Here is a 17,692-nt window from a genome sequence, read left to right as displayed (position 1 = left end):
CGGCGGGAGCGGTGGAAGCTGCTTCACCCCATCACGAAAGCATTGAGCTTGTTGCCGTCCGGGTCGCGGAAATAGCCGGCATAGAATGTGTCGCCGCGGGGGCCGGGCGGGCCTTCATCCGTGGCGCCGAGGCTGATGGCGAGATTGTAGATCCGGTCGACCTGCGCCTTGTCCTTCGCCTGAAGGGCGACCATGCCGCCATTGCCGACGCTCATCGGATTGCCGTCATAGGGATAGCACACGCCAATGCCCGCCGCGCCATCGGGCGTGCCCCAGGCGATAAACGTGTCCGTCGTGAACATGCGCGGCGTGCCAAGTTCTTCGGCGATCGCGTCATAGAATTTGCCGGCACGGTCCAGATCCCGAACACCCACGGTTACATAGCCAATCATGATTTCCTCCCTCAATCGGCAGGGCTTGAACATAACATGAACAAAAAGCCTGGTCCAGCGCAGCCTTCGAGAAATTGACGCGAGCGGGTAGACCGGCTTCATTGCGGCGCAAACAGGAGATACCCCCATGACCGAACAAAACGCCTACGCCATCCGTATACAGAAAACAGGCGGGCCAGAGGTTCTGGCGGCCGAAGCGATAGCGCCGCGTGCGCCCGGCGCGGGCGAAGCGCTGGTGCGCCAGACGGCGGTGGGCCTCAATTTCATCGACACCTATCACCGCTCGGGCCTTTACCCGATGAAGCTGCCCGCGACGCTCGGCTCCGAAGCCGCAGGCGTTGTTGAGGCGGTCGGCGAGGGCGTCACGCATCTCAAAGCAGGCGACCGCGTAGCCTATCTGGCCGGCGGAACCTACGCCACCCATTACACCGGCGCGGCCGCCTCGATGGTGAGCCTGCCCGATTTCGTCAGCGACGAAGAAGGCGCCGCACTGATGCTGAAAGGCCTGACAGCCTGGATGCTGCTGTTCGAAATCCGCCCGGTGAAAGCGGGCGACACGGTGCTCATCTGGGCGCCGGTCGGCGGGGTCGGCACGATCCTGACGCCCTGGGCGGCGCATCTGGGCGCGCGCGTTATCGGCGTCACCTCGAGCGAGGAAAAAGCCGCCAAGGCCAAGGCGCTCGGCGCCGCAGAAGTGGTGGTGGGTTATGACGGCGTGGCGGAAAAGGTGCGCGCCCTGAATGGCGGCAAGGGCGTTGATATTGCGTTCGACAGCGTCGGCAAGATTTCCGCTGAGGGCTCCCTTGGCAGCCTCAAGCCGCGCGGCTGGTTCATCACCTATGGCAATGCCTCCGGCCCGGTCGATCCGATCCCGCCTGCACGTCTGGCGCAGGGCGGCAGCCTGATCATGACCCGCCCCGGCGTGTTCACCTTCCTGCAGCCACCGGGCGCTCTGGCGCGGGGCGCAGGCCTCGTGTTCGAGGCGCTCAAAGCCGGTGTGTTCAAGGCTGACATCGGCCAGCGCTTTGCCCTGAAGGATGTTGCCGAGGCCCACAAGGCGCTCGAAAGCGGCAAGACAACCGGGGCAACAATCCTGACGCCCTGACCTTACTCCTGATCGGGTCTTCATATCCCCCCGGTCAGGGGTGTTGACGAAACTGCCGGGCTGATCCCTCATGGCGCGCCGCTGGCAGATGGTCGGCCTTGGGGGGATCTGACATGTTGCTGCTTCGCGTGGTTCTGGTTTCACTTCTGGCGCTGCTGTCCTTGGCGGCGCCGGCATTGGCCGAAGGGCCGCCCTATCCCGGCCAGGTGGTGCACGGGTTTGACTATGGCAGCGAACGGGTCTCGCGCGGGGACTGGAAAGCCTGTCAGGAGCTCTGTAATGGCAACGGTGCCTGCAGGGTCTGGTCGATCATGTCGAATGAGGGCAAGCGGGATTCGGTCTGCTATCTAAAGCATTCTGAAGGCAAGTTTGAGCCCTGGGCCACCATCGACAGTGGCCTGCGCACAGCCCCTCTCGTCAAAGCGGGCGGGGCACCTGACCAGGGCCACGGCTTTTCGGAGAATGACATCACCAGCGTCGGCGTTGACCGCGATGACTGGAAGACCTGCGAAGCGGCCTGCAACCTGAACGGCGCCTGCAAGGCCTGGAGCCTCTATTCACCCCCGAATCATGAACAGTCCTATTGCTGGATCAAAGACGCCGTGGGCGAACGCAAGCCGCTGATCTATACCGATTCCGGGTTGAAGACGCAGCAGACCCCCATTCCCGATCCCGGCAAGCAGGTGAAGGGCAAGGCTTTCTCCGGCGCGGTGGTGATCGACCGAAGCCTCAAGGCAGAGGATGTGCAGGCCTGCAAGGCGAGCTGCGAGGGCAACCGGCAATGCGTGGCCTGGACCTTGTTCAATCCGGAAAAGAAGTCCTATCCCGCGCGCTGCCATGGCTATGCCTGGGCTGGCGAGCAGGTGAAGTTCAAGCGCGCCGTCTCGGCCTGGCGCGAAGCGCCGGTGCTGGCGGAAGTCGCGCCGCCGACGGGCGACGAGATGCTGCGCTGGAGATCGCTTGAGGAGGTGGTCGCCGAGTTTGCGCCTAAGATCACGCCGCGCGCGCTTACGGTGGCTGAAAAGGCCGAGATTGCCGGGCTGGAGCTGGCCTATCTCCAGGGCGGATCGTTCGACTACTTCCGCAAGCTCGACGCCCTCGCGCGCACCGGCGACAAGGCCGCGATGAAGGCGATGATCAACATTCTTCTGGAAACCGGCTTCGGCTATAACCGGGACTGGCCGGCGGATTTTCCCTACAAGGTACGCGCCACGCAGAGCTTCGGCGAGCGCACCCCAGGGGCGACGCCACTACAGAGAACGACCGCGCTCGCCTTGGCGATGCCCTGGGCGGTGCAATACTGGCAGTTGCACGGAGGCGACCCCAAGGCGGCGATGGCGCTGACCCAGTGTGCAAACTCGAACCAGGGCCGCCACTATCAGTATGACTGCGGCTTCACGCTCTCCTACAACGGCAAGAGCAACGCGCAGGCGCTGAGCCAATATGCGTTCGGCGATACAAAAACGCCGCCGGACATCGTGCTGGCCACCCATGAGCCCGCCTCGAGTGTGGAGATGGAACAATACCGCTTCACTGTCGAACGGGCGCGGTATGAGACGCTGGTGAATACGCGGCGGAGCGGGCAGAAACTGCTCGACCTCGACGCCAACTGGCTGAACAAGTATGCCGAAGCCATGGGCCTGACCGACTCGATGAACGCCTCGATCGCGCAGGGCGAAGCCATCCGTATGCAGATGGCGGCGCAAGACGCCGAACGCCGCCGCCGCGACCTGCAGGGGAGCTGGGACAATCTTTACCGCCGCCATCTCAGCGGCGCTATCACGCCGGAGGACATCTCCTCGATGGAATATATCGCCGCCACTTTCGAGGACGAGAAGCTGATCTGGTTCTCGGACAATTATGGCCTCACCAGCGACTATGCGCTGCGCCGTCTGTGCATCGTCGATACCTCGACCGCCCGCTGCCAGAATCAGACCAACCGTATAAACAAGGCAGCAGCGGATGCGGCGGCGCTGGCGGCCTATGTGGCCGACCACAATGCCGGGGTGGACGCCGCGCGGCGGGCGGGGCTTCAATCTTCGCTGAACACGGTGGAAGTGCGCACCTACAATTCCAACGGCATCTACACTGGCACCACGACCATGTCGCAAACCCAGGCCGAGATCATCGGTGCCAGGCCGCAATAATTTTCTATTCAGGGAGGCGGCGGCAGACCGCACCGGTTCCCGTCAATAAGAAGATCCGTCCCCGGACGGCGTCCGCCCTCGAGCATGCGGCGGGTGATACGTTCATAGTACTGGATGAAGCGGGCGGCCCAGGCGCGCCGGTCTTCCGGCATGGGCGTGCCACGCGCCTGCCAGAGACTCGCCTCCTGCTCCAGCCGCCAGCCGAGCACCGTATCGAAGCCGGGCGCAAGGATGTGGAAGAAACCATCAGCTTCATCCCATAGCCTGGCATAGCCGCCCGCCAGCGCCTCTTCCTGAAAGCGGCGCCATGTGCCGGCAGGGTCTTGCGCCTCCACCTCATTGAGCGGCGCGGACGATGGCGCAGTCGCATCCGGCAGCGCGCCCATCAGCCAGCCTTCGATCACGATGGCCGCCGGGCGGCCTTGGAAAACGCGCCACGCGCTGGAGGCGGCGCGATCATCGGCGAGCTTGTCAAAGACTGGGATGGACGTTGCCGACCGGTCGCTCGCCGCGCGCAGACTGGCGAGCGTGGCGCGCAGCAGGGGAAGATCATGTGTGCCGGGCGGCCCGCGCGTGGCCAGCAGGGGGCTTATGGTGTTGGCAAGGTGCGCGCGCGCAGTCCGGGTCAGGTAGAAATCGTCGAGGCTGGCGATGGCCACAGGCGCGGTGAGGGATGCGGCGGCTTGTCTCAGCGCGGTCGATTTCCCCGACCCCTGCGCGCCCGACAGGAAAAGCAGAGGAATATGGCCTGCGGGGGCGACCGTAATTGCGGTGGAAATCCAGTCTTCGACATGCTGCGCAATGGCGTTACGCGCCGCCGGGTTGCTCAAGGCTTGGGCGCCAGCCTCTGCGAGGCCGCTTCGGCGTCCCAATAGGCTTCCTGAAGGTCCACACTCCAGTAGCGCACGGCGCCCAGCGGGATTTTCCGGCCCGTGACCGCGCAGGTCACATAGCTTCCGGCAGAGACCTGCTCGAAATCATTATCACCATAAATGAGACGGGCTTCGCCGCCGTCGGAGCCGGGTCGTGTGAGCATGAAGTCACCCTGCCTGAAAAAGCGTGCTAAGGAAAGTCTCACTGTTCATAAGTTTCTGCTTTGTTCTCCAGAACAAACATGGTACATCCACGTTTGAGATGGCATTCGGGGGCCTTGCCAAACCGGCCCTCATGGTAGACCAAAGGAGACGACTCGTGACCAAACCTGCTCTCATTCTCGTGGACAAGGAATCCGGTGTGGATAAGCAAAAGGCCCTCGAAACGGCGCTCGGCAACATTGAGCGGTCCTTTGGCAAGGGCTCCGTCATGCGCCTCGGCGACAAGAAAACCCTGGATATCGAGGCGGTTTCGACCGGCTCGCTGGGGCTCGACATTGCGCTCGGCATTGGCGGTTTGCCCAAAGGCCGGATCATCGAGATTTTTGGCCCGGAAAGCTCCGGCAAGACCACGCTGTCGCTGCATTGTGTAGCCGAAGCCCAGAAGAATGGCGGCGTCTGCGCCTTTATCGACGCAGAACATGCGCTTGACCCGGTCTATGCCTCGAAACTCGGCGTCGATCTGGACGATCTGCTGATCTCTCAGCCAGATACTGGCGAACAGGCGCTTGAGATTGCCGATACGCTCGTGCGTTCGGGCGCTGTGGACCTTGTGGTCATCGACTCGGTTGCGGCCCTCACCCCGCGTGCGGAGATTGAAGGCGAGATGGGCGACCAGCTTCCCGGCCTGCAGGCCCGCCTGATGAGCCAGGCGCTGCGCAAGCTGACCGGCTCGATCTCCAAGTCGAAATGCATGGTCATCTTCATCAACCAGATCCGGATGAAGATCGGTGTGATGTTTGGCAACCCGGAGACGACGACAGGCGGTAACGCCTTGAAATTCTACTCTTCTGTACGCCTCGACATCCGCCGCATCGGCCAGATCAAGGACCGCGAGGAGGTCATCGGCAACCAGACGCGCGTCAAGGTTGTGAAGAACAAGGTGGCTCCGCCTTTCCGGCAGGTCGAATTCGATATTATTTATGGTGAGGGCATCTCCAAGACGGGCGAGCTTGTGGATCTCGGCGTCAAGGCGAATGTCGTGGAAAAATCGGGCTCCTGGTTCTCCTATAACGGGGAGCGTATTGGCCAGGGCCGCGAAAAGGCACGGCAATTCCTCAAGGATAACCCGGCGGTCGCAAACGAGATTGAAGATGCGGTTCGCCGGAATGCGGGTCTTCTCGCAGAAGAGCTCCTGTCTGCCGGTATGGTGGCTGGTGAAGGCGATGATGACGCCGAGGCCGCCGAGGGCTGACATTCGAAGCTTCCGGTCCCTATCTGATCTCCTGACCGGAAGATTCCCCCCTTTGCGGTACGCCTGAGCTTGGCGGGCCGCAAAGGGGGCTTTATATCGCCGGTGTAATCTTGTGCCGGTTTCTTGTCTGATTCCGGCATATCCATCTGTTGAACCGGCAAGGGCCAGAAACGACACATGAACGGCGTTAATGATATTCGGGAAACTTTCCTCGGCTTTTTCGAGAAAAACGGGCATGCCCGGCGCCCTTCCGCGCCGCTTGTGCCGCAGAACGATCCCACGCTCCTGTTCGTGAATGCGGGCATGGTCCCCTTCAAGAACATCTTCACCGGCGCGGAGAAACCCTTCGCGCCGCGTGCCACCACCTCGCAGAAATGCGTCCGGGCTGGCGGCAAGCACAATGATCTCGACAATGTCGGCTACACCGCCCGCCATCACACCTTCTTTGAAATGCTGGGGAACTTCTCCTTCGGCGATTATTTCAAGGATGATGCGGTCGCCCTCGCCTGGGAGCTGGTGACGAAGGAATATGGCCTTGACGCCAAACGCCTCCTGGTCACCGTCTATGCCGAGGATGAAGAGGCCCCCGCCATCTGGAAGAAGGTCGCCGGCCTTGACGATTCCCGGATCATCCGCATCGCCACCAGCGACAATTTCTGGTCGATGGGCGATACCGGCCCCTGTGGCCCGTGCTCGGAGATATTCTTCGATCATGGCGACAAGGTTGCCGGCGGCCCTCCGGGCAGCCCGGATGAAGATGGTGACCGGTTCATCGAAATCTGGAACCTCGTCTTCATGCAGTTCGAACAGCATGAAGGCGGCAAGCGGACGAATCTGCCCAAGCCGTCGATTGATACCGGCATGGGTCTGGAGCGCGTCGCGGCCGTTCTGCAGGGCGTTCATAATAATTACGACATTGATCTCTTCCGGGCGCTGATCGCGGCCGAAGAAGAAGTCTATGGACAAAAGGCCTCCGGAGACAAAACCGCCTCCTTCCGCGTGATTGCAGATCATCTGCGCACATCGGCTTTTCTTGTGGCAGACGGTATCCTTCCGTCGAATGAGGGCCGGGGGTATGTGCTGCGCCGGATCATGCGCCGGGCCATGCGCCATGGCCACATGCTGGGCGCGCGCGAGCCGCAGATGCACCGGCTGGTGCCGGCGCTGGTCGCCGAGATGGGCAAGGCCTATCCCGAACTTGGCCGCGCCCAGGTGGCCATCGAGGCCGCCATCGAACAGGAAGAGGCCCGTTTCCAGCGCACGCTGGGCAACGGCCTCAGCCTGCTGGACAAGGCCGCTTCGGAGCTGTCTCCCGGCGAGGCGCTGCCCGGTGACGTCGCGTTCCGCCTGTCGGATACGTTCGGTTTCCCGCTGGACCTGACGCAGGACATCCTGCGTGGGCGCGGGATTGAAGTGGATGTGGACGGCTTTGAAACCGCCCTTGATGCGCAGCGCGAGACGAGCCGCGCTGGCGGCTTCTCGTCGGGTGATCAGGCGACTGAAGAAATCTGGTTCTCCGTCCGCGATGAAAAAGGCCCGACGAAGTTCACCGGCTATTCCAGCACGGCAGGCGAAGGCCGGTTGATTGCCATCGCTGCGGGTGGCGCGTTGATTGAAACGGTCACGGCGGGTCCGGCTGAGCTCGTTTTTGATGCCACGCCCTTCTACGCCGAATCCGGCGGCCAGGCGGGCGACCATGGCGAGATCGTCTTTGAAGACGGCGCCCGGTTCGTCGTGCGCGACGTGCAAAAGCGTGCAGGCGATCTGCATGTGCATATCGGCGAGCTTGTTTCCGGCTCTGTGAAGACCGGCATGAAGGCGCAGATGAGCGTCAACGCCGCCCGCCGCAAGGCCGTGATGGCAAACCATTCGGCGACCCACCTGATGCATGCTGCGTTGCGCAAGGTGCTTGGGCCTCATGTCACGCAGAAGGGCTCCCTCGTTGAGGCGGACCGCTTCCGCTTTGACTTCTCGCACGGCGCCCCGGTCACGGCGGCCCAGCTGGAAGCCATCGAGGATGAGGTCAACGCCCAGATCCGTGCCAATATCGAAACCGGCATCAAGGTCACCACGCCGGATAAGGCGATCGAAGCAGGCGCACTTGCCCTGTTCGGTGAGAAATATGGCGATGAAGTCCGTGTGCTGTCGATGGGCGACGCCGGTGAAGGTGGGCGTCCTTATTCGGTTGAGCTGTGCGGGGGCATCCACGTTTCCCGCTCGGGCGATATTGCCGTCTTCACGATCCTGTCGGAGGGCGGTGTGTCTGCCGGCATCCGCCGCATCGAGGGGGCCACGGGCGCAGAAGCTCTGGCCTATCTCAAAGGCCGCGCGCAGATCGCTGCGGACGTTGCCGAAAGCCTGAAAGTTCCGCTCAAGGATCTTCCCCGCCGCGTTGCTTCCCTGACCGAGGAGCGCCGCACTCTGGAGCGCGAGCTCAGCGAAGCCAAGCGCAAGCTGGCCATGGGCGGGGGCGGCGGCGCGCCCGCTGGCCCGGAAGTCATCAATGGCGTCAATCTGATTGCCCGCGTTGCCGAAGGCGTTGGCGGCAAGGAGCTGCGCGCGCTGGTGGATGAGGCCAAGTCAAAGATCGGCTCCGGCGTCGTCGTGTTCGTCGGCGTGGATGGCGGCAAGGCCGGCGTTGCCATCGGCGTCACCAAAGATCTGACGGAGAAATTCTCTGCCGTTGAGCTGGTGAAGGCTGCCGCGGCGGCCATCGGTGGCCAGGGCGGTGGCGGGCGGCCAGACATGGCGCAGGCCGGCGGCCCGGATGGCGACAAGGCCAATGAGGCGCTGGAAGCGGTGAGGGCAGCCCTCAAAGGCTGATTGCCCATAAACGGGCTCCGTTTCTCTGAAATCAGGGCGGCAGGTAGAGATACCTGCCGCCTTTTTTCATGTGCGGGCTTGAAGATCGCCGAATAAGTAATAAATGAAGTTACATGAAAAGAGACAGCCGCCTTTCCTCCGTTCTGCATGCTATTCTGCATATGGCAGAGCAGGACCGCCCGATGACCTCCGACGAACTTGCCGTGTGCATGCGGACCAACCCGGTCGTCGTCCGCCGCACCATGGGCCTGCTGCGCGAGGCGGGGTTCGTCTCCTCCGAGCGCGGACATTCCGGCGGCTGGCGGATTAAAGCAGACCTCGCCAGGCTCACGCTGCGCCAGTTGCATGAGGCACTTGGCGAGCCAACGGTCTTTGCCATCGGCAACCGGCATGAAACGCCCGAATGCCTTGTCGAACAATCGGTCAACTCCGTGCTCGATTCCGCCTTTGCCGAAGCCGAAGCGCTGCTGCTCGAGCGGTTCGCGTCGGTGACGCTTGCTGATCTCGCGGCGGAATTCACGCGGCGGTTCAAGGATTACAAACTCCAAAAAGGATAGACCCATGCGTCATGACGTGATCGTCATAGGGGGCAGCTACGCCGGTATGGCCGCTGCTCTCCAGCTGCTGCGTGCGCGCCGGAAAGTGCTGGTGATTGATGCCGGCCAGCGGCGAAACCGGTTTGCAGGCAGCTCCCACGGCTTTCTCGGACAGGACGGCGCCGACCCCGCCGCGATTGCCACAGAGGCCCGCAAACAGCTTGAAGCCTATCCCACGCTGGACTGGCTGGAAGATGTAGCGCTTGAGGCGGCTAAACTTGAGGATGATGGCGGCTTCCATGTCCGCAGCTGGAGCGGCGGCCGGTATCAAGCCGCGCGCCTGATTTTCGCAACAGGGGTCAGCGATACATTGCCGGAAATTGAAGGCCTGGCAGAGCGCTGGGGGCAGCATGTGTTCCACTGCCCCTATTGCCACGGTTATGAGCTTGCGCAGGGCAAGATCGGCGTCATTGCGACCAGTCCCATGTCACTCCACCAGGCGGAATTCCTGACGGAATGGGGCGATGTCACCTTGTTCCTGAACGGCGTATTTGAGCCGGACGGCGCGGCGCGCGCCAGGCTGGAAGCCCGCCGTGTGCGGATCGAGGCGGCGCCCATCATCCGGATCGAAGGCCGGGCAGAGGTTGTGATCGAAGGCGGGCAACGCTTAACGTTTGCCGGCCTCTTCACAGCCTCGCGAAATGCGCCGGCAACGCCCATTGCGCAGCAACTCGGTTGCGCCCTCGAAGAAACACCTTTCGGAACGCAGATCCGGCGAAATGACATGAAGGAGACAAGCGTGCCTGGCACGTATGCGTGCGGGGACGCCGCGCATGTGCCTCACTCGGTTTCATTGGCTGTCGGTGACGGTGCCTTGACGGGCATAATGGTTCACAGGTCGCTTCTGCTCTAGGGGCGGCGCTGGCGCATCGGGGTCGATGGTCGGAGTGAGAGGATTCGAACCTCCGGCCCCTAGCTCCCGAAGCTAGTGCTCTACCAGGCTGAGCTACACTCCGCCGTCCATCGCCGGGTGGCTCTGGCCAGCCCGAAGCACGGCTGTTTACGCCGGGCCGGGGATTTTTCAAGGGGCAAAAGCGGTTTCCGGGCGCCCCTCCCGCGCCGCTCGCCCAGTGCGGGAAAGTCAAATGCTGGCGATGTCGACCACCTTGTAAGTCAGCGGTGTTTCGCCGTGATACGCGACAGTGATGTATTCGCCTTCGCGGAAAATATGATCGCCCAGGCGGTGAACGCTTTCGTCGTCGCCTTCTTCTTCCTCGTCATAGCGGAAGAACCAGTTATTGCCGCGATGGGTCAGCCATCCGTCGGCCCGTTGCGCCGGATCGGGGTGCAGCCGGAAGACACGGCAGTCTTTGCGGTTCTCGCGCCATCCCTCCACATCCAGGCGCCCGTCGGCCGCCAGGGGGGCGATCAGCGTATAGCCTTGCCCGGAAACGGCGTCGGCGCCGGGGTTGAGGGCCAGTTGCAGGGATATGCGCATCAGCGACATGGGAAGCTCCAGGAACAGTGTGGATTAACGGGCAAGCGCCAGGGCCGGGGCCTCATCGGCGCTGAGAAGGCGCTTGCTGGTGCCGCCGAACAGGCGTTCGCCGATGCGTGAATGGCCGTAGGCGCCTGCCACGATCAGCGTTGCGCCACTGCCCTTGGCCAGCGCCAGCAGGGCGGCAGATACTTCGCCCTCAATCGGGGAAACGCTGGACTTGATGCCCTTACGTTTCAGCCAGTCTTCCAGGGATCCAGGCTCGATGCCCGGCCGGGCGCCATCGCGCTCTGCGTCCTTGCGGTTCTGCGCGATAATGACTTCTCCGGCCGCTTTCAGCAGCGGAATATGAAAACGCAGCGCGCGGGCTGCGCCATTGGAGCCATCCCAGCCGATGATGACCGGGCCGGGCGTGTAGGCGGCCGTGCCCGCCAGAACCAATGGCAGGCGGGCATCCATCATCACATGATCAAACGCGATGGAGAGCGGCTCACCGCTGCGCGCGGCATTGCGGGGAAAAATGATGGCATCCGCCAGCGTCGCGGCGCTCGCCGCGGCCGCTTCGGCATTGGCCACCTGATGCAGGAATACGCTCTCAACGCCGGGCGTCACGCCCACGCCCTGGCGGAAAGCGGCCTCGGCCTTCTCCAGCATTTCCTTCTGCAACTCGATGATGTTTGTGGCCGCTGCTGCGGTCAGCCCCGTGGATTCCGGCGTGGTAACCAGCATGACGGCGGCCTGGGGATCAGGCAGCGCACACAGCCCGACCAGGCTTGTGCCAAGCTTTTGCGCCATGGCGAGCGCTGACCGGGTTGTCTCCACATCCGTTTCCGGTGTGCCCTGAAGCATTGCAACGACTGACATGGGCTCTCTCCTGCTGTTCAACCACTCCCAGCCGGGAGTTATAACATGAACGTAACAGCAGAGGCATGGTTCCGGACTAGGGAAGTCTACTTAGGCGCGAGGCCTTTGGCGTCCGCAATACGTTTCCGGGCGATCCGGTCGGCCACCGCGTTCGCGGGCTGGTTGGTGGAGAGGGCCTCGTCGAGCACCTCGCCCAGCGTCTCGATCAGGCGGGCGAGCTTCCCATCAACCCATTCGCGCGAATAGTTGCCGGAGATTTCGGCGGCCACATTGATGATCCCGCCGCCATTGATGACATAGTCTGGCGCATAGAGAATGCCTTTGCGGCGCAACAGTTCGCCCATTTCCGGCACGACCAGCTGGTTGTTCGCTGCGCCCGCCACGCCTTTGACCTGAAGCCGCTCCAGTGTCTTCTCGTTGATGACCGCGCCCAGCGCGCAGGGCGAGAAGATGTCGGCTTCCACATCATAGATGTCATCAGGCTGAACGACTGTGGCGCCGGTCTGGGTGGACACATCCTTCAGCGCCTCCTGATCGATGTCGGAAATGATGAGCTTTGCGCCATCCTTGGCCAGATGCTCGCACACATGCGCGCCGACAGAGCCGACCCCCTGCACAGCCACGATCCGGCCGGAGAGGTCATCTGATCCGTAAAGTCGCTTGGCCACTTCCTTGATACCCAGATAAACGCCCATGGCGGTGATCGGCGAGGGATCGCCACTGGCGGCGGCGCCTTCATCCAGGCCGGCCACATAGCGCGTTTCCTTGCGCACGAGCGCCATGTCGGATGTGTCGATGCCAACGTCTTCGGCCGTGTAATACTGGCCCTGAAGGCTTTCGACGGCGCGGCCAAAGGCGCGGAAAAGCGCCTCGGACTTGTCCTTGCGCGGGTCGCCCCAGATCACCGATTTGCCCCCGCCCAGCGGCAGATCCGCCATGGCGTTCTTGAAGCTCATCCCCTGCGACAGGCGCAGCGCGTCGGTCAGCATCGCGTCGCCGCTGGCATAATTCCACATCCGGCAGCCGCCGGCCGCCGGGCCCAGCGCCGTGGAATGAACGGCAATAATGGCTCTCAGCCCGCTTTGCGCATCGTGAAAGGCATGAACGCCCTCATGGGCGTCAAAAGAGGGGTGATCAAACATGATGTGCCGGAAATGGTTGCAACTGAAACGGTTGTCAGCGCTGTAGCCGGGTGGGCGCCGAAGCGTCAACTGGCGCCGCCAGCGCAGGCCGTATCATATTGACACCTTTTCAGGGATTGGGGCTTAAGGTGCCCGCCGAATGCAGCTTCGCCCGGTCCTCCTTGCTCTCGGCATCATGACGGTCCTCCTTGCCGGGGCGATGCTGCCCTGCGCGCTGCTCGATCTGGCTGATGGAAGCGACGAAGCCCACGTTTTCTGGTTTTCATCCTTCTCCTCCGGACTCGTCGGCTGCCTGCTCTGGGTGCTCGCCCGTGGCGGGGACCCGAAGATTGGCCAGCGGGAGACATTTCTGCTGACCGTAGCGGTCTGGGTGCTGGTGCCAGCGGTGGCAGCGGTGCCATTCGTGGTCTCGGGCATTTCCGTCACAGATGCGGTCTTCGAGTCCGTGTCGGGCCTTACCACAACCGGCGCCACATCGCTTTCGGGCCTGGATAACATGCCACGCGGGCTGCTGCTCTGGCGGGGTATCCTGCAATGGATCGGCGGTATCGGCATCGTGGTGACGGCCGTGGCGATCCTGCCCCAGCTCCGGGTCGGCGGTATGCAGCTGTTCCAGCTCGAAAGCTCTGACATCACGGGCAAGTTCCTGCCACGTATCAAGGACATCGCGGCCTATATGGGCCTGACCTACCTGATCATCTCGTCGGCCTGCGCCTTTTCCTACAGCCTGGCGGGCATGAATTGGTTCGACGCGATCGTGCATGCCATGTCGACGGTGTCGGCCGGGGGTTTTGCCAATTACGACGCCTCATTCGGCCATGAAAACCTTCAGCCCGCCATGGCGCCGGCCATCTTCTTCATGGCGCTGGCCGGCTTGCCCTTCGCGCTGCTCACCATGCTGGTGCTGCAGGGGCGCATCAGTCCGATGCTGCGCGATCCCCAGCCCCGGCTTTATTTCGCGCTGCTGCTGTTTTTTTCCGCCACCATCGTCATCTGGCATGAAGCTGTGGTCGAGCCGCCGATCTTTGATCATATCTTCCACGGTATAACCGAGACGGTCTTCAACATCGTCTCCGTCATGACCGGCACAGGCTACGCCTCGACCGCCTATGACACCTGGGGCCAGCCGGCGATCATCATCTTCCTGCTGGCGACCTTCATGGGCGGATGCGCGGGCTCGGCCTCCTGCGGCATGAAGATGTTCCGGTTGGAGATTACCGCCAAGGCACTGATCGCCTGGTCCCAGCGCATGGTCCAGCCGCACCGGCGCACACCGGTGCGCTATGCGGGCAAGCCGGTGGATGAAGAGACGCTGCAATCGGTCATGGTGTTCATGTTCCTGTATCTCACCACCTTCATGGTGGTTGCGGCCTTGCTTTCCTTTACCGGTCTGGATGCTTTGGGCGCTATTTCAGCGTCCGCCACGATGGTGTCGAATGTCGGTCCTGGACTGGGCCCGGATGTTGGCCCATCCACGAACTTCGCCTCGGTGACGGATTTTGCCAAATGGGTCTGCTCGGCCGCCATGCTGCTGGGCCGTCTGGAATTTGTCGCGGTGTTCGTGGTGCTGACAGGCCGCTTCTGGCGCGGCTAAAGTCCGAGCGCCTGCCAGAGCATCCGCAGCGAAACCAGCCCCAGCAGAATGCCGAACAGGCGGCGCAGCCGGTCCGCGTCCAGCTTGTGTGCCAACGCCGCGCCGACCGGCGCCATCAGCACGGTGAACACCGAAATCAGCGCAAAGGCGGGCAGGTTGACAAAGCCGGCCGAAAAGGGCGGCAGCCCGTCCCGCCCCCAGCCAACAATCATGGCCGCGATCGCGCCGGGAAAGCCGATGGCCACGCCCCAGCCGGCCGCAGTGGCCACCGCGCGGTGCATGGGCATGCCGCACAGCGTCATCAGCGTCACGCCCAGTGTGCCCCCGCCAATGCCCATGATCGAGGAGAGCGCGCCATTGAAGGCGCCGATAGCGGCGCGCAGGATGCCTACCGGCATTTCAGGGGCGAGTTTCCAGCCGGGCCGGCCGAAATAGAACTGCGCGGCAAACAGGATCAGCACGGTGCCGAAAATGCCGAGCATGACCTGTTTGGAGAAGTACCCCGCCAGCAGAATGCCGATCACCGACCCCAGCACGATCCAGGGCGACCAGGTGCGGATGATGCGCCAGTCGACCGCGCCGCGCTTGTTGTGCGCCATCACGCTGCGCACCGAGGTGAGGATGATGGTGGCGAGCGAGGTTGAGACGGCCACATGCATTGCCGTTTCGGTATAGCCCAGACTATCGAGCAGGAAGAACAGCACCGGCACGATCACCACGCCGCCGCCAATCCCGAACAGACCGGCGGCGAGCCCTGCAAACAGGCCCGCAATCGCCAGCGCGATCAGCATGGGGCCATAGGCGCTCAGAAAATCCATCATGTCTCGCGCTTTAGCCCCCGGTTGCGGCGCTGTCGACTGACCAGAACTTGACCGTCTCATCAGCCATGGCGACACTCCCGCCAAGAGGCAAGGGAGCGCGCCATGACCAAAGCCAACCTGTTCCGCAATCCGGTCCATCTGGGGCTGGGCGCCACCGCCATAGCGCAGCCAGAGATGACCGATATGTCCTGGTATGACGCTTACGGCGAACGTTACGATGCCGAGGATGGCCGGGAAGGCCGGCTGGTCAGCCTCTATACCTTCACCGAGCCCTGGACTTCATGGGAGATGCACCCGCAGGGCCATGAAGTTGTGCTCTGCACGGCAGGCCGCCTGACGCTGATCCAGGAATGGCCCGATGGGCGCACAGATACGGTCACGCTGGAGGCGGGCGAGTACGCCATCAACGCGCCGGGCGTCTGGCACACGGCAGATGTCGAGGGCAGCGCAACGGCGCTGTTCATCACGGCCGGCCTCGGAACCGAGCACCGGCCGCGCTGATCTCTAGTGATGGTGGTGGTGGGCCTCGGTATTGAGGCGACCGCATTTTCCGCACTGGATCACGACGCCATGCACATCACGGTGGGCGACGTTGATCATCAGCTTGGTCTTGCAGGCGCCGCAGCGATGGGTTTCGTCGCCGCCGCCTTCCCGCACCGGCTTGCCGGCGGTGTGCTCAAGAACATCGGCGCCTTCGGCCTGCTGCGGGGTGAGGAGGATCATGTCGAACTGGGGCATGGCAACGCCTTTCTGAAGCGGAAACTCTGATCCTCTCCTCTCAACTACGGGCGCTCCATTATCAAGGCCTCACCCGCCGATCAGCAGCAGGGTCTCCCGGCTGCCTTCCGCGCTGAGGCCCGCCTGCAAGGCGTAGAGATGGCCGATCAGATCCAGCGTGGATTTGGCAGATTTGCAGGTGTCGTCGATGGAGAACCACACACCGCGATAGGGCACGGACACCGCCGCCGTCAGGGGTTTTTCGACGCTCCAGGAAACGCCGAAATAGTCGCCCAGAACATGCGTCCACACGCCGACCGGCGCGCAGGGCGTGGGCGCCGCATCGGGCCCGTTGATAGGGATGACGAAATCCTCGTGTTCCGGCGGAATGTCCACCGCGTGGGAGAGGGCGGCCATCATGCCGAGCACGCTGCGCCCGCGCAGGGGCGAGTCGCCCTTGCGGGTGGACCGGGTGGCAAGCTCTGCCGAATAGAGGCCGTCTTCCACCGTGAACTCGGCGGCCGCATCGTGTTCTTTGAACAGGCGGGCCAGCGCTTCGCCATCGTCTGATCCGGTATGCCAGGTGATGACGACACGGGCGGCCTTGTCCTCGTCATCATTCATCACCTGCACCAGCAGATCGCCGGACAATTGCAGGCGCCGCATCAGGCGGGCGAGGCCGCGGAACGCAGAGTTATCCGGCACGGTTTCCGGCGTTGGCCCCGCGGCGGCGCGGGCATTGTCCACGTCTCCGATACGCGCGACGCAGCACAGCATCAGCCGCTCCACGCTCCAGCCTGACTGGCTGAGCAGGAAGATCGATTCCGGGGCCACCGGCTGCAGCAATTGCTGGGCATAGGCCCCGCCCCGCAGCACGTTGTAGACGGCTGTGGGGGTTTCCGAGCGCTGGAAGCCGGCGTCCCCGGCGAGCACTTCGGTGAAGGGGCCGTCATCCAGGCCGATGGCGCTGGTGAGGCTGCCGCCCCGGCCGGAGAAATCCTCGGTGGTCAGGGTCTGGATTTCCACGAAGCTGACGGGGTCGTTGTAGCGCAGTTTCACGATATTCAGCAGCAACTGGCGCTGCTGGGCGGTGGCGACCTCGTTGGAATAGGTCAGCGTATCCTGCGTGATCGGCGAGGTGGCGCGCGGCGTGGCGCAGGCCCCCAGAAGCGGCGCAAGCGCGGCGCCAAGCGCCAGTGCGGTCCAGATTTTCATGTGTCACGTCCCCAAACTTCCACACATTAAGAGGCGCAGAAACGGGGCAAACCGGGTCAGGGCCCAGACAAACTCGGACAAAACCGGACAAAACCGGACAAATCGGGACAGATCAGACCCGGCAAATGCCCGCTACCAGACGCCCGCATTCTTGAGCGCGGCATCCAGGTCGGCCGGCAGGTCAACCGCCACTTCGCCCGAATTGAGATCGCGCGGCGCCTCCTCCGGTTTCAGATAGCGCCATCCCTGGAAGGGCCGCTTGGGCTGGGCATAGGTGCGCACGAGCTCGGGGTCGAAGACCAGCTCGCACATGTCCTTGCCGTCCTCATCCTTGACGGTGCGGATGTCGATGATGCGCTGGCGCACACGGATGGCGCGTTTGATGACCCAGTAGATCGAGCCGCCTTTCAGCATCTCGTCGGCGCGCTTGGGGGCCATGCGGGTGTGGTGGACCGGCGCAGGCAGCTTCTTCATCAGGCGCGCCTGCCAGTCGGCCAGGTCGTCGATGTCGTCAGCGCCGACGCAGAGTTTCACCATGTGAATCGTCATGAA

The 17,692-nt window shown here is 63.1% G+C and carries 18 protein-coding genes and 1 tRNA gene; 8 read left to right on the top strand and 11 right to left on the bottom strand.

Annotated elements, in window-relative coordinates; genetic code table 11:
- Positions 1-23: 23 nt before the first annotated feature.
- Positions 24-392 carry a VOC family protein gene (locus tag HNE_RS13590; RefSeq protein ID WP_011647723.1) on the bottom strand — a complete coding sequence of 123 codons (369 nt, stop codon included), beginning with the start codon at positions 390-392 and terminating at the stop codon, positions 24-26.
- Between the two features lie 127 nt (positions 393-519).
- On the opposite strand from HNE_RS13590, the gene HNE_RS13585 reads away from it, so the two are divergent.
- Both HNE_RS13585 and HNE_RS13580 read left to right on the top strand, forming a co-directional pair.
- Positions 520-1,497 carry a quinone oxidoreductase family protein gene (locus HNE_RS13585; RefSeq protein WP_011647722.1) on the top strand — a complete coding sequence of 326 codons (978 nt, stop codon included), beginning with the start codon at positions 520-522 and terminating at the stop codon, positions 1,495-1,497.
- A gap of 113 nt (positions 1,498-1,610) precedes the next feature.
- The gene (locus tag HNE_RS13580; RefSeq protein WP_011647721.1) at positions 1,611-3,644 is read left to right on the top strand and encodes a PAN domain-containing protein; all 2,034 of its coding nucleotides are present in this window, start codon (positions 1,611-1,613) and stop codon (positions 3,642-3,644) included.
- A gap of 8 nt (positions 3,645-3,652) precedes the next feature.
- On the opposite strand, the gene HNE_RS13575 is transcribed toward HNE_RS13580, so the two are convergent.
- On the bottom strand, positions 3,653-4,474 hold the full coding sequence (locus tag HNE_RS13575; protein WP_011647720.1) for a hypothetical protein: 822 nt from the start codon (positions 4,472-4,474) through the stop codon (positions 3,653-3,655).
- A complete protein-coding gene (locus HNE_RS13570; RefSeq protein WP_035592152.1) occupies positions 4,471-4,680 on the bottom strand; it encodes a DUF2093 domain-containing protein in 210 nt (69 codons plus the stop codon). Before HNE_RS13570 ends, HNE_RS13575 begins: the two co-directional genes overlap by 4 nt.
- A 155-nt stretch (positions 4,681-4,835) precedes the next feature.
- Here HNE_RS13570 and recA point away from each other — a divergent pair, with 155 nt between their 5' ends.
- From recA to HNE_RS13550, 4 genes are all read left to right on the top strand, one after another.
- On the top strand, positions 4,836-5,930 hold the full coding sequence (recA, locus tag HNE_RS13565; protein WP_035592150.1) for a recombinase RecA: 1,095 nt from the start codon (positions 4,836-4,838) through the stop codon (positions 5,928-5,930).
- A 177-nt stretch (positions 5,931-6,107) separates the two neighbouring features.
- On the top strand, positions 6,108-8,753 hold the full coding sequence (gene alaS, locus HNE_RS13560) for an alanine--tRNA ligase (protein WP_011647717.1): 2,646 nt from the start codon (positions 6,108-6,110) through the stop codon (positions 8,751-8,753).
- Positions 8,754-8,866: 113 nt separating this feature from the next.
- Entirely contained in the window at positions 8,867-9,310 is a 444-nt protein-coding gene (locus HNE_RS13555; RefSeq protein WP_011647716.1) for an RrF2 family transcriptional regulator, read from the top strand.
- A gap of 4 nt (positions 9,311-9,314) precedes the next feature.
- Complete coding sequence (locus tag HNE_RS13550) at positions 9,315-10,202, top strand: NAD(P)/FAD-dependent oxidoreductase (protein ID WP_011647715.1); 888 nt, start codon at positions 9,315-9,317, stop codon at positions 10,200-10,202.
- 26 nt (positions 10,203-10,228) lie between these two features.
- On the opposite strand, the gene HNE_RS13545 is transcribed toward HNE_RS13550, so the two are convergent.
- From HNE_RS13545 to HNE_RS13530, 4 genes are all read right to left on the bottom strand, one after another.
- Positions 10,229-10,305: transfer RNA gene (locus tag HNE_RS13545), tRNA-Pro, on the bottom strand.
- Positions 10,306-10,430: 125 nt separating this feature from the next.
- A complete protein-coding gene (locus tag HNE_RS13540) occupies positions 10,431-10,796 on the bottom strand; it encodes a hypothetical protein (protein WP_011647714.1) in 366 nt (121 codons plus the stop codon).
- Between the two features lie 24 nt (positions 10,797-10,820).
- Positions 10,821-11,651: a universal stress protein gene (locus HNE_RS13535; protein WP_011647713.1), complete on the bottom strand. Its 831-nt coding sequence runs from the start codon at positions 11,649-11,651 to the stop codon at positions 10,821-10,823.
- Between the two features lie 86 nt (positions 11,652-11,737).
- Entirely contained in the window at positions 11,738-12,793 is a 1,056-nt protein-coding gene (locus HNE_RS13530) for a Glu/Leu/Phe/Val family dehydrogenase (RefSeq protein ID WP_011647712.1), read from the bottom strand.
- 139 nt (positions 12,794-12,932) lie between these two features.
- Here HNE_RS13530 and HNE_RS13525 point away from each other — a divergent pair, with 139 nt between their 5' ends.
- Positions 12,933-14,387: a TrkH family potassium uptake protein gene (locus HNE_RS13525; protein ID WP_011647710.1), complete on the top strand. Its 1,455-nt coding sequence runs from the start codon at positions 12,933-12,935 to the stop codon at positions 14,385-14,387.
- Here the strand turns inward: HNE_RS13525 and HNE_RS13520 are convergent.
- Complete coding sequence (locus HNE_RS13520) at positions 14,384-15,208, bottom strand: sulfite exporter TauE/SafE family protein (RefSeq protein ID WP_035592148.1); 825 nt, start codon at positions 15,206-15,208, stop codon at positions 14,384-14,386. The genes HNE_RS13525 and HNE_RS13520 overlap by 4 nt on opposite strands.
- A gap of 102 nt (positions 15,209-15,310) precedes the next feature.
- Here HNE_RS13520 and HNE_RS13515 point away from each other — a divergent pair, with 102 nt between their 5' ends.
- Complete coding sequence (locus HNE_RS13515) at positions 15,311-15,709, top strand: cupin domain-containing protein (RefSeq protein ID WP_035592146.1); 399 nt, start codon at positions 15,311-15,313, stop codon at positions 15,707-15,709.
- Between the two features lie 3 nt (positions 15,710-15,712).
- Here HNE_RS13515 and HNE_RS18610 read toward each other — a convergent pair whose 3' ends face one another.
- The 3 genes from HNE_RS18610 to HNE_RS13500 all read right to left on the bottom strand — a co-directional run bounded on the left by HNE_RS18610 (position 15,713) and on the right by HNE_RS13500 (position 17,689).
- Positions 15,713-15,946 carry a hypothetical protein gene (locus tag HNE_RS18610; protein ID WP_011647707.1) on the bottom strand — a complete coding sequence of 78 codons (234 nt, stop codon included), beginning with the start codon at positions 15,944-15,946 and terminating at the stop codon, positions 15,713-15,715.
- Positions 15,947-16,015: 69 nt separating this feature from the next.
- Positions 16,016-17,140 (bottom strand): hypothetical protein, encoded by a 1,125-nt coding sequence (locus tag HNE_RS13505; RefSeq protein WP_011647706.1) that lies wholly within the window; start codon positions 17,138-17,140, stop codon positions 16,016-16,018.
- A 132-nt stretch (positions 17,141-17,272) separates the two neighbouring features.
- Positions 17,273-17,689 carry a DUF1489 family protein gene (locus HNE_RS13500; protein ID WP_011647705.1) on the bottom strand — a complete coding sequence of 139 codons (417 nt, stop codon included), beginning with the start codon at positions 17,687-17,689 and terminating at the stop codon, positions 17,273-17,275.
- Positions 17,690-17,692 lie beyond the last annotated feature (3 nt).

This window comes from Hyphomonas neptunium ATCC 15444 (assembly GCF_000013025.1).
Lineage (GTDB): Bacteria > Pseudomonadota > Alphaproteobacteria > Caulobacterales > Hyphomonadaceae > Hyphomonas > Hyphomonas neptunia.
The sequence above is the reverse complement of the archived record's forward strand: the minus strand, read 5'-3'. Positions and strand labels throughout refer to the sequence as shown.